At 61.7% G+C, this 13,106-nt stretch carries 14 protein-coding genes; 12 read left to right on the forward strand and 2 right to left on the reverse strand.

The window, feature by feature from the left end; all coding sequences use genetic code 11:
• Positions 1–140 precede the first annotated feature (140 nt).
• Positions 141–2,120 (forward strand): bifunctional 2',3'-cyclic-nucleotide 2'-phosphodiesterase/3'-nucleotidase, encoded by a 1,980-nt coding sequence (locus A3AU_RS0105055; protein WP_027051815.1) that lies wholly within the window; start codon positions 141–143, stop codon positions 2,118–2,120.
• Positions 2,121–2,176: 56 nt separating this feature from the next.
• Here A3AU_RS0105055 and A3AU_RS0105060 read toward each other — a convergent pair whose 3' ends face one another.
• The gene (locus A3AU_RS0105060) at positions 2,177–3,433 is read right to left on the reverse strand and encodes an SAM-dependent methyltransferase (RefSeq protein WP_027051816.1); all 1,257 of its coding nucleotides are present in this window, start codon (positions 3,431–3,433) and stop codon (positions 2,177–2,179) included.
• Positions 3,434–3,768: 335 nt separating this feature from the next.
• Between A3AU_RS0105060 and A3AU_RS1000000140720 the strand changes: the two genes are divergently transcribed.
• The 6 genes from A3AU_RS1000000140720 to A3AU_RS0105090 all read left to right on the forward strand — a co-directional run bounded on the left by A3AU_RS1000000140720 (position 3,769) and on the right by A3AU_RS0105090 (position 6,943).
• Positions 3,769–3,903 carry a hypothetical protein gene (locus tag A3AU_RS1000000140720; protein WP_272481082.1) on the forward strand — a complete coding sequence of 45 codons (135 nt, stop codon included), beginning with the start codon at positions 3,769–3,771 and terminating at the stop codon, positions 3,901–3,903.
• A gap of 170 nt (positions 3,904–4,073) precedes the next feature.
• Positions 4,074–4,364: a Dabb family protein gene (locus tag A3AU_RS0105070; protein WP_027051817.1), complete on the forward strand. Its 291-nt coding sequence runs from the start codon at positions 4,074–4,076 to the stop codon at positions 4,362–4,364.
• Between the two features lie 93 nt (positions 4,365–4,457).
• Positions 4,458–5,348, forward strand: a complete 891-nt coding sequence (locus A3AU_RS0105075; RefSeq protein WP_027051818.1) for a VOC family protein — start codon at positions 4,458–4,460, stop codon at positions 5,346–5,348.
• Positions 5,345–6,205 carry a 3-deoxy-8-phosphooctulonate synthase gene (gene kdsA, locus A3AU_RS0105080; protein ID WP_027051819.1) on the forward strand — a complete coding sequence of 287 codons (861 nt, stop codon included), beginning with the start codon at positions 5,345–5,347 and terminating at the stop codon, positions 6,203–6,205. Before A3AU_RS0105075 ends, kdsA begins: the two co-directional genes overlap by 4 nt.
• Positions 6,206–6,290: 85 nt before the next feature.
• Positions 6,291–6,494, forward strand: a complete 204-nt coding sequence (locus A3AU_RS0105085) for a dodecin family protein (RefSeq protein ID WP_027045027.1) — start codon at positions 6,291–6,293, stop codon at positions 6,492–6,494.
• An 83-nt stretch (positions 6,495–6,577) separates the two neighbouring features.
• The gene (locus A3AU_RS0105090) at positions 6,578–6,943 is read left to right on the forward strand and encodes a PRC-barrel domain-containing protein (RefSeq protein WP_027051820.1); all 366 of its coding nucleotides are present in this window, start codon (positions 6,578–6,580) and stop codon (positions 6,941–6,943) included.
• Positions 6,944–7,005: 62 nt separating this feature from the next.
• Here the strand turns inward: A3AU_RS0105090 and A3AU_RS1000000140725 are convergent, their stop codons facing one another.
• Positions 7,006–7,131, reverse strand: a complete 126-nt coding sequence (locus tag A3AU_RS1000000140725; protein WP_081294269.1) for a hypothetical protein — start codon at positions 7,129–7,131, stop codon at positions 7,006–7,008.
• A 200-nt stretch (positions 7,132–7,331) separates the two neighbouring features.
• On the opposite strand from A3AU_RS1000000140725, the gene eno reads away from it, so the two are divergent.
• From eno to A3AU_RS0105120, 5 genes are all read left to right on the forward strand, one after another.
• Complete coding sequence (gene eno, locus A3AU_RS0105100) at positions 7,332–8,606, forward strand: phosphopyruvate hydratase (protein WP_027051821.1); 1,275 nt, start codon at positions 7,332–7,334, stop codon at positions 8,604–8,606.
• A 159-nt stretch (positions 8,607–8,765) separates the two neighbouring features.
• A complete protein-coding gene (locus A3AU_RS0105105) occupies positions 8,766–9,089 on the forward strand; it encodes an FtsB family cell division protein (RefSeq protein ID WP_027051822.1) in 324 nt (107 codons plus the stop codon).
• 193 nt (positions 9,090–9,282) lie between these two features.
• Positions 9,283–10,320: a pyruvate dehydrogenase (acetyl-transferring) E1 component subunit alpha gene (gene pdhA, locus A3AU_RS0105110; protein WP_027051823.1), complete on the forward strand. Its 1,038-nt coding sequence runs from the start codon at positions 9,283–9,285 to the stop codon at positions 10,318–10,320.
• Between the two features lie 15 nt (positions 10,321–10,335).
• Positions 10,336–11,733, forward strand: a complete 1,398-nt coding sequence (locus A3AU_RS0105115; RefSeq protein ID WP_027051824.1) for a pyruvate dehydrogenase complex E1 component subunit beta — start codon at positions 10,336–10,338, stop codon at positions 11,731–11,733.
• Between the two features lie 18 nt (positions 11,734–11,751).
• Positions 11,752–13,106, forward strand: a 1,355-nt coding sequence (locus A3AU_RS0105120) for a pyruvate dehydrogenase complex dihydrolipoamide acetyltransferase (RefSeq protein WP_027051825.1), incomplete at its 3' end; no start/stop codon positions are given.

Below are 13,106 nucleotides of genomic sequence, written 5' to 3' on the forward strand. Positions count from 1 at the left end.
TGAGTGGACTTGCGCTGGTTTCGGCGCGAAGTTCGCTTCGGGCAGGGCGGGGCATGATCCCGAAAAGTGGGACCCGGTTTTCGGAAAAGATCATGGTCCAACAGACAGACCATTGTCACGTTGTCGAAGAAGGAGAAAACATGTCGCAACTGCTCCCCCCCGTCTCCCGCCGCGGTCTTCTCGCCGGCGCCGCCGCCGCAGGGGCGCTGATCATGCTTCATCCCTTCTCCGCCCGGGCGCAGGCCAATCAGGCGCATCTGCGCATCATGGAAACCACCGACATCCATGTGAACGTGCTGCCTTATGATTACTACGCCGACAAAGCCAACGACACGCTGGGCCTTTCGCGCACAGCGTCGCTGATCGACGCGGTGCGCAAGGAAGCCGTCAATTCGATGCTGATCGACAATGGCGACCTGCTGCAGGGCAACCCGATGGGCGACTACATCGCCTACGAGAAAGGCCTGAAGGACGGCGATCTGCATCCCGTCATGAAAGGCATGAACCTGCTCGGCTACGAGTGTTCGACGCTCGGCAACCACGAGTTCAACTATGGCTTGTCGTTCCTCGACAAGGTGCTGGCCGGTGCCAATTTCCCGTTCGTCTGCGCCAACCTGATCCGCGGCACCGAGCTTGCCGCCAATCCGCGTGACGACAAGCTCTACCTCAAGCCCTATGTGATCCTCGATAAGAAGATCAAGGACGGTTCGGGCGCCGAGCAGCCGATCAGGATAGGCATCATCGGCTTCGTGCCGCCGCAGATCATGGTCTGGGACCTCAAAAATCTCGAGGGCCATGTCAAGACGCGCGATATCGTCGAGGCGGCCAAGGCCTGGGTGCCGCAGATGAAGGAGGAGGGCGCCGACATCGTCATCGCGCTCTCGCATTCCGGCATCGATGTGACGCAGGGCGACATGATGGAGAACGCATCGTTCTTCGTCGCCGGGGTCGATGGCATCGATGCCGTTTTCACCGGCCACCAGCACCTGGTGTTTCCCGGCAAGAAGGATTTCCAATCGCTCGACGGCGTCGATACGCAAAACGGCACCCTGCAGGGCAAGCCCGCCGTGATGGGCGGTTTCTGGGGCTCGCACATGGGCCTGATCGACCTGATGCTGGAGCGCGACGGATCGAAATGGAGGGTCGTTTCCGCAACCTCCGAGGCGCGGCCGATCTTCGAGCGCGTCGACAACAAGAACAAGCCGACAGTTCCCGACGATAAGCGCATTATCGCGGCACTCGAACAGGACCATCAGGCGACATTGGCGTATGTGCGCCGTCCGGTCGGCAAGACCTCGGCACCGCTCTATTCCTACTTCTCGCTGGTTGCCGACGATCCGTCGGTGCAGGTCGTCAGCCAGGCGCAGACCTGGTATTTGAAGGACATCCTCAAGAGCACGCAGTGGAAGGATGTGCCGCTGCTTTCGGCCGCGGCGCCCTTCAAGGCCGGCGGGCGCAACGGCGCCGACTACTACACCGACGTGCCCGCCGGCGATATCGCCATCAAGAACGTCGCCGACCTCTATCTCTATCCCAACACCGTGCGGGCCGTTGAAATCACCGGGGCGCAGGTCAAGGAATGGCTGGAAATGTCGGCCGGGATATTTAACAGGATCGAGGCGGGGAAGGCCGACCAGCCGCTTATCAACACCGATTTCCCGTCCTACAATTTCGACGTCATCGATGGCGTCTCTTACAAGATCGACCTGTCGCAGCCGCCGAAATACGATGCAAAGGGTGGTGTCGCGAACGCCGGTGCGAGCCGAATCATCGACTTGATGTTCGACGGAAAACCAATTGATCCCAATCAGAAATTCGTTGTCGCGACCAACAACTACCGGGCCGGCGGCGGTGGCAATTTCCCTGACATCAATGCGTCGAAGATCATCTACGAAGCGCCGGATACCAACCGCGACGTCATCGTTCGCTACATTGTGAGCCGGGGCACGATCAACCCGTCGGCGGATGGCAACTGGTCGTTCGCGCCGCTGCCGGGAACCAGCGTCACCTTCGAGACGGGCGTCAAGGCAAAGGACTTCATCGCCGATGTGAAGTCGCTGAAGATCGAGGCGGCGGGCGAGGGCGAAGCGGGGTTCGCCAGATACCGCATCCTGCTCTGATCGGGCCGCCAACCCGGCCGGAGCCTGGACCTGGTGGACGGTCGAGGTCGGTGGCCCTAGGCCTCGTAGACCACCTGGCGCACGTCGATGTAGCTGGCGCGAAAGCCGGCTTCGCAATAGTGCAGGTAGAACTCCCAGAGCTTCTTGAAGCGATCGTCGAAGCCGAGCGGCACGATCTTCTCCCAAGATGCCCAGAAGCGCTGCCGCCATTCGGCGAGCGTGCGCGCATAGTCGTCGGGAAACACCCGCTCACGCAGATGCGCAAGGCCATGGTCCGCGCCGAGCGCCTTCAGGATCGATGGCGTCGGCAGCATGCCGCCCGGAAATACGTAGCGCTGGATGAAATCCGGCCTGGCGCGATAGGTGTCGTAGGCCGCCTCGTTGATGGTTATGATCTGCAGACCAGCGGTGCCACCGGGCCTCAGGCAGGCCTTCATCTTTGAGAAGAACACCGGCCAGTATTTCTCGCCGACCGCCTCGAACATCTCGATCGACGCGATCCGGTCGTAAGTCCCGGTTTCGTCGCGATAATCCTGCAGCTTGATGTCGACCTTGTCGGCAAGCCCGGCGTTGGCGATGCGTGCCTTGGCGAAGTCGTGCTGTTCGCGGCTGATCGTCAATCCCGTAACGCGGCAGCCGATTTCGCGCGCGGCGAATTCGGCGAAGCCGCCCCAGCCGCAGCCGATCTCCAGCACATGATCCTTTCTGCCGATCCCTATATCCTTGGCCAGCGCCCGATATTTGGCGGCCTGGGCGCTTTCGAGGTCATTGGCGCCGTTGGCGTAGAGCGCTGAGGAATAGGTCATGCTCGGGTCGAGCCATTCCTTGTAGAAGGCGTTGCCGAGATCGTAATGCGCCGAGATGTTGCGCTTCGAACCGGTGCGTGTGTTCTCGTTGAACCAGTGGCGGATGCGCTGGACGGTGTTGATGAGCCAACTGGCGCCGCCGGCGACGCGTTCGCCGATCGCCGAATTGACCACGAACAATTCCAGGAAGCTGGTGACGTCGGGGCTTTCCCAATCGCCGTCCATGTACGATTCGGCAACGCCGATCGTGCCGCCGGAAAAGGCGCGGCCTGGCAGGCGCCAGTTCTTGAGCACCAGTTCGGCATCCGGGCCAGGTCCCTTGCCGCCAACGAGAACGGCGCGGCCATCCGGCATCCTGACCTTAAGAGAGCCGCGCGGCAGGTTCATCGCCGCCGATAGCACCATGCGTGCCTTGGCCGGCAGACCCTTGACGATTTCGGCGAAATTGAACTCGTCGAGCCTGACCGCTTCGCTTTGCGCTCCGTTATGATGTTCCCCGTGTGCCATTTCACGCCCCTGGATTTCCGTGGTGCCGGCGCAAATTGCCGAGCCACGGTTCTCTTGGATCATTCACCAGGTTCGAACGCCCTTGCCTTTTCCCGGTGGCTCACGGGCTCGGCGACAGGCGGACTCGAACCAAAGCGCTTGGCCTGAGCTTCAGCGCTTCCCGGCGAATGCCGACCACAATCTTCCACGTCATGAGGGGAGACTTCAAGAGGGCAGGTCATTAGCTGGGCTGTGCCACGTATCGCCTGGCATCCGCCCCATTGCATCGAGTGGCTGCTGGCCAAAATCCAGAAAACGTCTATGGCAGGCGCCGCGCTTGTGCGATAGCTTTAGCCATGCGTTATGTAATCTTCATTGCCGCGATCGCGTTCTTCCTGATCTGGGACGGTCTCTACAATCAGGGCCGGTATCTCGACATTTCGGTCAGGGAACTCTCCCATGTCATGCGTTACGTCACCGGCAAGGCCTGAATATCCCTTCCTAAAATAGCAACCCGGCGTTTCATCCGACGTGTTCGTCGCTTTGGGATGAGGTCCGGCCTCGTGCGAGGCGCGTCGCATGGACGCGTCGCGCCATGAGCGGTTGACGTGAGGGGACCGCCGTCACTAAAGACCCCGGCATTCAGATCGAGGAGGCGGAATTGATCCGGCATATCGTTTTCTTCAGCGCGCGGCGCAAGGAGGATGTGGAGGCAGTGCGCGCCGGGCTGCTGGCGCTCGGCAACATCCCTCATTCCAGCCTGTTCGAGGTCACTTTGAACACCAAGGTCGACCCGCTGTCGGATGAAGTTGATGTGGTCGTTTACGCTGAATTCGCAGATGATGCGGCGCTGGCAGCCTACAAGGCGCATCCGCTCTACGCGCAGACCACCAGCAAGGTCAAACCATTGCGCGAACTGCGCTATTCCGCCGACGTCATCGCCGGCAGCTGATCCCAGGTGCGATTCTGGATCTCGACAAGTCCTCGGTGCCGCCGACGGAAATGACCTTGAACCGGTCTTCGGAATGATGCACATCGCGCCTCGATGACCCGAACAACAGCAACCGGCATTCATCCGCTCGACCATCTGGTTCTGCCGACGCGGAGCCTCGATGTGGCGCGAGCCCGGCTCATTTCGCTGGGCTTCGTCGTCGCCCCTACCGGCATCCATCCCTTTGGAACGGAAAATTGCTGCGTTTTCCTCGCTGACGGCACCTACCTGGAGCCGCTGGCGATCGGCAACCAGCAAGCTGCCCTTGACGCGGCGGCCGAGGGCAACGTCTTCGTCAAGCGCGACCGTGCCTATCGCGACAGCCGCGGCGATGAAGGATTTTCCGCGGCGGTCCTGGGGACGGACGATGCCGATGCCGACCATGCACGCTATGTCGAGGCCGGCCTGTCGGCAGGGGACACGCTGAGTTTTTCGCGCGCTTTTACCGATACGTCGGGCAAGAGCGACGTAGCCTCATTCAAACTGGCCTTCGCCTCCGCCAGCAACGCAACCGACGCGTTCCTTTTTGCCTGCCAGCGGATCAACGCGCCAAAGGTGGACCGTACGGCCTTGCAGGCCCACGCCAACGGCGCCATTGGCATTGTTGAAGTCGTGGCGGTCAGCGATCAGCCTGCCGAACAGATCAGGCTGATCTCCGTCGCGGTGAACGATCCTGCTGCCGGCGGCGAGGGGAATGCGTTTCCCCTGCCGAATGCAACGCTGAGCGTGCTCGACCCCGAATCGTTCACCGCCCGCTTTGGCATTCCGGCCGGGTCATCGACGAAACTTCGCTTCATGGCGATCGTCTTTGCAGTCCGCAGCGCCGATGCCACGTCGAGCCTGCTTGCGGCCAATGCCATCCAGCACGATATAGCGGGCAACGAAATTGTCGTGCGGCCGGCATCCGGACAGGGCGCGGCTTTCATCTTCCGGGAGGTCCCATGAGCAAGTCCCAAGCGTCCAATTCGATGGCGCCCAATTCGACGGTATCCGTCGGTAACGTCGTGTTCGACAACAAGGCGGCCTTGGCGTTGATCGCCGGCCCGTGCCAGTTCGAATCGCGCCAGCATGCCTTCGACATGGCCGGCGCGTTGAAGGAATTGACCGCCAAGCTCGGCATCGGCCTCGTCTACAAGACAAGCTACGACAAGGCCAACCGCACCTCGCTGTCGGCAACGCGCGGCGCCGGCATGGACGCCGCACTTCCGGTCTTCGACGAACTGCGCAAGGAATTTTCGCTTCCCGTTCTGACCGATGTCCACACCGAGGAGCAATGCGCGATCGTCGCGCCGCACGTCGATGTGCTGCAGATCCCGGCCTTCCTGTCGCGCCAGACCGACATGCTGGTCGCGGCCGCCAGGACGGGCAAGGTGATCAACGTCAAGAAGGGGCAGTTCCTGGCGCCCTGGGACATGAAGAATGTGGTCGCCAAGATCACCGGGTCCGGCAACGCCAATGTCTTGACCACCGAGCGCGGTGCGTCCTTCGGCTACAACACGCTGGTGTCGGATATGCGCGCTCTGCCTGTCATGGCCGAGATCGGCGCGCCGGTGATCTTCGACGCCACGCATTCGGTGCAGCAGCCGGGCGGGCAGGGCGGTTCGTCTGGTGGCGAGCGCCGTTTTGTCGAGACCTTGGCCCGGGCGGCCGTCGCCGTCGGTGTGGCCGGCGTCTTCATCGAGACCCACCAGGATCCTGACAATTCGACCTCTTCCGATGGCCCGAACATGCTGCCGCTCAAGGATATGCCGGCGCTTCTGGAAAGGCTGATGGCATTCGACCGGATAGCGAAAGGCCACTGAGCAGCCGCTATCGCGCCGGTGCTTGTGGTTGAGAGGGGCCGGTTGTACGCTTTGACGGCAAATGAGCGTTTGGCAGGAGGAAGCCATGTCCGTCGCCCGCGTCACCGAAATCACCTCGTCGTCTAAGAAGAGCTTTCAGGACGCCATCGAAAAGGGAATCGCGCGCGCCTCGAAGACCCTGAAGAACGTCGAAGGCGCCTGGATTCAGGACCAGAAGATCGTCGTCGAGGACGGCAAGATCGCAGCCTATCGCGTCAACATGAAGGTTACTTTCATCCTCGCGGAATGATCGGCCGCCGCCGAAAAAGTCGGGAACCTTCGCCCGCGCCCCTCATTGTCAAAGCAGAGTTCAACGACAACGAGGAGCAGATCATGACAACCCAGACAGGCCACACCGAAGCCATCGCCGCTTCGCGCGTCATCGGCACGTCCGTCTACAACACCGAAGGCAAGAGCATCGGCAGTATCGAGGACATCATGCTCGACAAGACGTCGAATGGCATCATGTTCGCGGTCATCGGCTTTGGCGGCTTTCTCGGCATCGGTGAGAAGTATCACGCCATTCCCTGGGCAAGTCTCGACTATGACGAGGACAAGGGCGGTTACGTCGTGCCCTTCTCCAAGGAGCAGCTGAAAGCCGCACCCGCCTATTCGATCAATGAGCTGGCCGGCGCGGACGGCGAAAGCGCGCGCGACGCGTCCTACGAGTATTACAAGGTCACGCCCTACTGGCATTGACCTGACTTCAACGAAAAAGGGCCTCGTTGCGACGGGGCCCTTTTTTGTTTCAACGCCACCGGCTATTCGCTGGTGCTCAATGCCGGCAAAGGCTCAAAAGCCTTCGACGGCGATTGCTTGTTGTCGCACGACGTCAAGAACGCCGCCGCGATCAGGAACAAACTCACGATACCGCTCAACTCGGACATGGCGAAACTCCTCCTGTTTCGCCCCGCGCGACAACAGCCATAGCCTGGAATGCGCGTCCGGGTGGCATGACTTATGATGACAGAAATTTGCGCTTCGTGAATCGGCCTGGCGCCACTATTCGGCCATGGCCGGATTGCCTTTTGCGTCGCTTTGGCTAAGACGGGCGCGACCTTTCGTCAGATCAATCGGGGACATCGCAATGACCGCCATCATCGACATTGTCGGACGTGAAATCCTGGACAGCCGTGGAAACCCGACCGTCGAGGTCGACGTCGTGCTCGAAGACGGTTCGATGGGCCGCGCCGCTGTGCCGTCGGGCGCCTCGACCGGTGCCCACGAAGCCGTCGAGCTTCGCGACGGCGGCGCCCGCTATCTCGGCAAGGGCGTGCTCAGGGCCGTCGAAGCGGTCAATGGCGAGCTGTTCGAGGCGATCGGCGGCATGGAAGCCGAAAACCAGATCCATATCGACCAGACGATGATCGAGCTCGACGGCACGCCCAACAAGAGCCGGCTCGGCGCCAATGCCATTCTCGGCGTTTCGCTGGCGGTGGCCAAGGCCGCGGCCGATGCAGCCGGCCTGCCGCTCTACCGTTATGTCGGCGGCGCCAAGGCACATGTCCTGCCCGTGCCGATGATGAATATCATCAATGGCGGCGCCCATGCCGACAACCCGATCGACTTCCAGGAATTCATGATCCTGCCGGTCGGCGCGCCGACTTTACGCGAAGGCGTGCGTTGGGGTTCCGAAATCTTCCACACGCTGCGCAAGAAGCTGAAGGATGCCGGTCATAACACCAATGTCGGCGACGAGGGCGGCTTCGCTCCCAATCTGAAGAGCGCGCCGGTGGCGCTCGATTTCATCATGGAATCGATCGAGAAGGCCGGTTTCAAGCCGGGCGAGGAGATTGCGCTCGGTCTGGATTGCGCAGCGACTGAGTTCTTCAAGGACGGCAATTACGTCTATGTGGGCGAGAAGAAGACGCGTGATCCCAAGGCGCAGGCCAAGTACCTCGCCAAGCTCGCCGCCGACTATCCGATCATCTCGATCGAGGACGGTCTTGCCGAGGACGACTGGGAAGGCTGGAAGTACCTCACCGATCTGATCGGCAAGAAGACGCAGCTGGTGGGCGACGACCTCTTCGTCACCAACACGGCGCGCCTGCGCGACGGCATCCGCATGGGCGTTGCCAATTCGATCCTGGTCAAGGTCAACCAGATCGGCTCGCTGACCGAAACGCTCGACGCCGTCGAGACCGCGCACAAGGCTGCCTACACCGCCGTCATGTCGCATCGCTCCGGTGAGACAGAGGATTCGACCATCGCCGATCTCGCCGTCGCCACCAATTGCGGGCAGATCAAGACCGGTTCGCTGTCGCGCTCCGACCGCATGGCCAAATACAACCAGCTGATCCGCATCGAGGAAGAGCTCGGCAAGCAGGCACGCTACGCCGGCAAGTCGGTGATCAAGCGCTGATCGCATGACGTCAAATTTCGGATAGTGCGCGAAGGGCGGGATCATTCCCGCCCTTTTTCGTTTGGCTGAGCGCCGGGTCAGTCTCCGTAACCGTCCGTTAAGCACAATCAGGCGAAAAAGGTCCGGGCCGTTTGAGTTTGCGGCTACGGGGAATCGGTTATGTGGACGCGTCAGCACAAGCAGAGAAACACCGGCCGGCTGATCATCCCCTCGCTTTGCGTGGTGTTCCTGGCCTATTTCGGCTTCCACGCCTATCATGGCGAATTCGGCATCAATTCGAAATATCAGCTGGAAGCGCAGACGGTTGCGCTGCAGGCCCAGCTCGATGCCGTCAAGGCCCGCCGGATCGAGCTCGAACGGCGCGTTCGGCTCATGCATGACGGCACTCTGGAGAAGGACATGCTCGACGAGCAGGCGCGCCGGGCGCTCAACCTGTCCCAACCTGATGAAATCACCATCATGTTGCCGGCCTCATCGAAATAACTGAGTTTCAGTTAATCACCAATATTTTCAATGATTTTAATCGCTTAGGCGCATGCCAGCTATGCAAATTCGTCATGGCGCAACGCTGTGACGCGTGTTAGCCTTGCATAAATCGGTGGGGAGAGCTGATCTTCCCAGGGCAGACTTCATCCTGTCCTAATGTCCGCAAAGAGACGCCAACAGGGAGTGATGCATGGCCACCGCAGCCAGAAAAGCGCCTGCCAAATCCAAATCCGACGGCAAATCAGGGCTTTCCGCGCCCAAGCCGGCTGAATTCACCAAGGATGAAGAACTTGCCGCCTATCGGCATATGCTGCTCATCCGCCGCTTCGAGGAAAAGGCCGGCCAACTGTACGGCATGGGTTTCATCGGCGGCTTTTGCCATCTCTATATCGGCCAGGAAGCGGTCGTCACGGGCATGAAGATGGCGCTGATCGACGGCGACCAGATGATCACCGCCTATCGCGACCACGGCCATATGCTGGCCATGGAGCTTTCGCCGCGCGGTGTGATGGCCGAATTGACCGGCCGTCGCGGCGGCCTGTCCCGGGGCAAGGGCGGCTCCATGCACATGTTCTCCAAGGAGAAGCATTTTTATGGCGGCCACGGCATTGTCGGTGCGCAAGTGTCGCTCGGCACCGGTCTCGCCTTCGCCAACCGCTATCGGGAAAACAACAACGTCTCGCTGACCTATTTCGGCGACGGAGCCGCAAACCAGGGCCAGGTCTATGAAAGCTTCAACATGGCCTCGCTATGGAAGCTGCCGGTGATCTACATCATCGAGAACAACCGCTACGCCATGGGCACCTCGGTGTCGCGCTCGTCGGCCGAAACCAATTTTTCGCATCGCGGCGCCTCGTTCAAGATTCCAGGCATCCAGGTCGACGGCATGGATGTGCGTGCGGTCAAATCCGCCGGTGATCAGGCTGCCGAATGGTGCCGTGCCGGCAACGGGCCGATCATTCTCGAAATGCAGACCTATCGCTATCGCGGTCACTCCATGTCCGACCCGGCGAAATACCGCTCCAAGGAAGAAGTGCAGAAGATGCGCTCCGACCATGATCCGATCGAGCAGGTCAAGGCGCGGCTGATCGACAAGAAGTGGGCAAGCGAGGACGAGCTGAAGACCATCGACAAGGAGGTTCGCGACATCGTCGCCGACGCCGCCGAATTTGCCCAGAACGATGCGGAGCCGGATCCGTCCGAGCTCTGGACCGATATCGTATTGTAAGGGAGGGCGAGGAACATGCCGATCGAAATTCTCATGCCCGCTCTCTCGCCGACCATGGAAGAGGGAAATCTTTCCAAGTGGTTGAAGAACGAGGGCGACAAGGTCGTCGCAGGCGACGTGATCGCCGAGATCGAAACCGACAAGGCGACGATGGAAGTCGAAGCCGTCGATGAAGGCACGATTGGAAAGATCCTGATCGCCGCCGGCACCGAAGGCGTCAAGGTCAACACGCCGATCGCGGTTCTGCTGCAAGACGGTGAAAGCGCCGCCGATGTCGGCAAGTCCGCTGCTCCCGCCAAGGCGGAAGTGCCGGCGAAGGCGGAGGCACCCTCCGAGGAGAAGGTGGAGGCGGCGAAGCCCGCCGCCGCCCCGGTCGCGGCCGCGCCAAAAACCGAAATCGCCGCCGATCCGGATATCCCTGCCGGCACGGAAATGGTCTCGACCACTGTGCGCGAAGCGCTACGCGATGCCATGGCCGAGGAAATGCGCCGCGACGGCGATGTCTTCGTCATGGGCGAGGAGGTCGCCGAATACCAGGGCGCCTACAAGATCACCCAAGGCCTGCTGCAGGAGTTCGGACCTCGTCGTGTCGTCGATACGCCGATCACCGAGCATGGTTTTGCCGGAGTCGGCGTCGGCGCTGCCATGGCCGGCCTGAAGCCGATCGTCGAATTCATGACCTTCAACTTCGCCATGCAGGCGATCGACCAGATCATCAACTCGGCCGCCAAGACGCTCTATATGTCGGGCGGCCAGATGGGCGCGCCGATCGTGTTCCGCGGACCGAACGGGGCTGCCGCCCGCGTCGCCGCCCAGCACTCGCAGTGCTATGCCGCCTGGTACAGCCACATTCCGGGCCTGAAGGTGGTGATGCCGTATACGGCAGCCGACGCCAAGGGCTTGCTGAAAGCGGCGATCCGCGATCCGAACCCGATTATCTTCCTCGAGAACGAGATCCTCTACGGCCAGTCCTTCGACGTGCCGAAGCTCGATGATTTCGTGCTGCCGATCGGCAAGGCTCGTATCCACAAGCAAGGCAAGGACGTCACCATCGTCTCGTTCGGTATCGGCATGACCTATGCGGTGAAGGCGGAGGCGGAACTGCGCGGTCTGGGCATCGACGCCGAGATCATCGATCTCAGGACCATCCGCCCGCTCGACCTCGACACGATCATCGCCTCGGTCAAGAAGACCAACCGGCTGGTCGTGGTCGAAGAAGGCTTCCCGCAGAGCTCGGTCGGCGACCATATCGCCAACCAGGTTTCGCAGCGCGCCTTCGATTTCCTCGACGCGCCGGTCATCACCATTGCCGGCAAGGACGTGCCGATGCCTTATGCGGCAAACCTCGAGAAGCTGGCGCTGCCGAATGTCGGCGAGGTCATCGAGGCGGTCAAAGCCGTCGCATATCGCTGAACCGGGCGGGAGGACAAAATGCCAATCAACATCACCATGCCGGCGCTCTCCCCCACGATGGAAGAGGGCAATCTGTCGAAGTGGCTGGTCAAGGAAGGCGACAAGGTTTCGCCGGGCGATGTCATCGCCGAGATCGAGACCGACAAGGCGACGATGGAGGTCGAGGCCGTCGATGAGGGGACGGTCGCCAAGCTCGTCGTTCCCGCCGGCACCGAAGGCGTCAAGGTCAATGCTTTGATCGCCGTGCTTGCCGCCGAGGGCGAGGATACGGGTGCTGCCGCGAAAAGCGGCGGCGGTGCTGCGCCCGCGAAGGCCGAGGCGCCGAAAGTCGAGGCTCCCAAGGCCGAGGCGCCAAAGGCCGAACCTGCTGCCGCGGCCGCTCCGAAGGCAGAGACGGCTCCGGCCGCCAATGGTCATGCTGTCGGCGAGCGCACCTTCGCTTCGCCGCTCGCACGCCGCATCGCCAAGGAAGCCGGGGTCGACGTATCTGCCGTGACCGGCACCGGCCCGCATGGCCGTGTGGTGAAAGCCGATGTCGATGCCGCGATTGCCGGCGGCGGTGCCAAGGCGGCACCCGCGGCCAAGGCTCCTGCCGGCGCGCCGGCTGCATCCGCCCCTGCCGTGAAGGCGATGTCGGACGACCAGGTGCTGAAGCTGTTCGAGGAGGGTTCCTACGACCTCGTCCCGCACGACAACATGCGCAAGACCATCGCGCGCCGCCTCGTCGAGGCCAAGACCACCATCCCGCATTTCTACCTGACGCTCGACTGCGAGCTCGACGCACTGCTGGCGCTGCGCACGCAGATCAATGCGGCGGCCCCGATGAGGAAGACGGATAAGGGCGACGCACCGGCCTACAAGCTGTCGGTCAACGACATGGTGATCAAGGCGATGGCGATGGCGCTGAAGGCGGTGCCGGATGCCAATGCGTCGTGGACCGAAAGCGCCATGGTCAAGCACAAGCATGCCGATGTCGGCGTTGCCGTGTCGATCCCCGGCGGCCTGATCACGCCGATCATCCGGCATGCGGATGAAAAGACGCTGTCCACCATCTCCAACGAGATGAAGGATCTGGCGAGCCGCGCCCGCAGCCGTAAGCTGAAGCCGGAAGAATATCAGGGCGGCACTACGGCCGTCTCCAATCTCGGCATGTTCGGCATCAAGGACTTCGCCGCCGTCATCAACCCGCCGCATGCGACGATCCTGGCTGTCGGTGCGGGCGAAGAGCGGGCGGTGGTCAAGAACGGCGAGATCAAGATCGCCACCGTCATGTCGGTGACGCTGTCGACCGACCATCGCGCCGTCGACGGTGCCCTCGGCGCCGAACTGCTGGTCGCCTTCAAGCGGCTGATCGAGAACCCGATGGGCATGCT

This window comes from Mesorhizobium erdmanii USDA 3471, from assembly GCF_000472705.1.
Taxonomy (GTDB): domain Bacteria; phylum Pseudomonadota; class Alphaproteobacteria; order Rhizobiales; family Rhizobiaceae; genus Mesorhizobium; species Mesorhizobium erdmanii.

What these genes read in the sequence shown, in the direction of transcription:
- A3AU_RS0105055 (WP_027051815.1), top strand. Translation starts at nt 141, where the DNA reads ATGTCGCAACTGCTCCCCCCCGTCTCCCGCCGCGGTCTTCTCGCCGGC.
- A3AU_RS0105060 (WP_027051816.1), bottom strand. Translation starts at nt 3,433, where the DNA reads ATGGCACACGGGGAACATCATAACGGAGCGCAAAGCGAAGCGGTCAGG.
- A3AU_RS1000000140720 (WP_272481082.1), top strand. Translation starts at nt 3,769, where the DNA reads ATGCGTTATGTAATCTTCATTGCCGCGATCGCGTTCTTCCTGATCTGG.
- A3AU_RS0105075 (WP_027051818.1), top strand. Translation starts at nt 4,458, where the DNA reads ATGACCCGAACAACAGCAACCGGCATTCATCCGCTCGACCATCTGGTT.
- kdsA (WP_027051819.1), top strand. Translation starts at nt 5,345, where the DNA reads ATGAGCAAGTCCCAAGCGTCCAATTCGATGGCGCCCAATTCGACGGTA.
- A3AU_RS0105085 (WP_027045027.1), top strand. Translation starts at nt 6,291, where the DNA reads ATGTCCGTCGCCCGCGTCACCGAAATCACCTCGTCGTCTAAGAAGAGC.
- A3AU_RS0105090 (WP_027051820.1), top strand. Translation starts at nt 6,578, where the DNA reads ATGACAACCCAGACAGGCCACACCGAAGCCATCGCCGCTTCGCGCGTC.
- A3AU_RS1000000140725 (WP_081294269.1), bottom strand. Translation starts at nt 7,131, where the DNA reads ATGTCCGAGTTGAGCGGTATCGTGAGTTTGTTCCTGATCGCGGCGGCG.
- eno (WP_027051821.1), top strand. Translation starts at nt 7,332, where the DNA reads ATGACCGCCATCATCGACATTGTCGGACGTGAAATCCTGGACAGCCGT.
- A3AU_RS0105105 (WP_027051822.1), top strand. Translation starts at nt 8,766, where the DNA reads ATGTGGACGCGTCAGCACAAGCAGAGAAACACCGGCCGGCTGATCATC.
- pdhA (WP_027051823.1), top strand. Translation starts at nt 9,283, where the DNA reads ATGGCCACCGCAGCCAGAAAAGCGCCTGCCAAATCCAAATCCGACGGC.
- A3AU_RS0105115 (WP_027051824.1), top strand. Translation starts at nt 10,336, where the DNA reads ATGCCGATCGAAATTCTCATGCCCGCTCTCTCGCCGACCATGGAAGAG.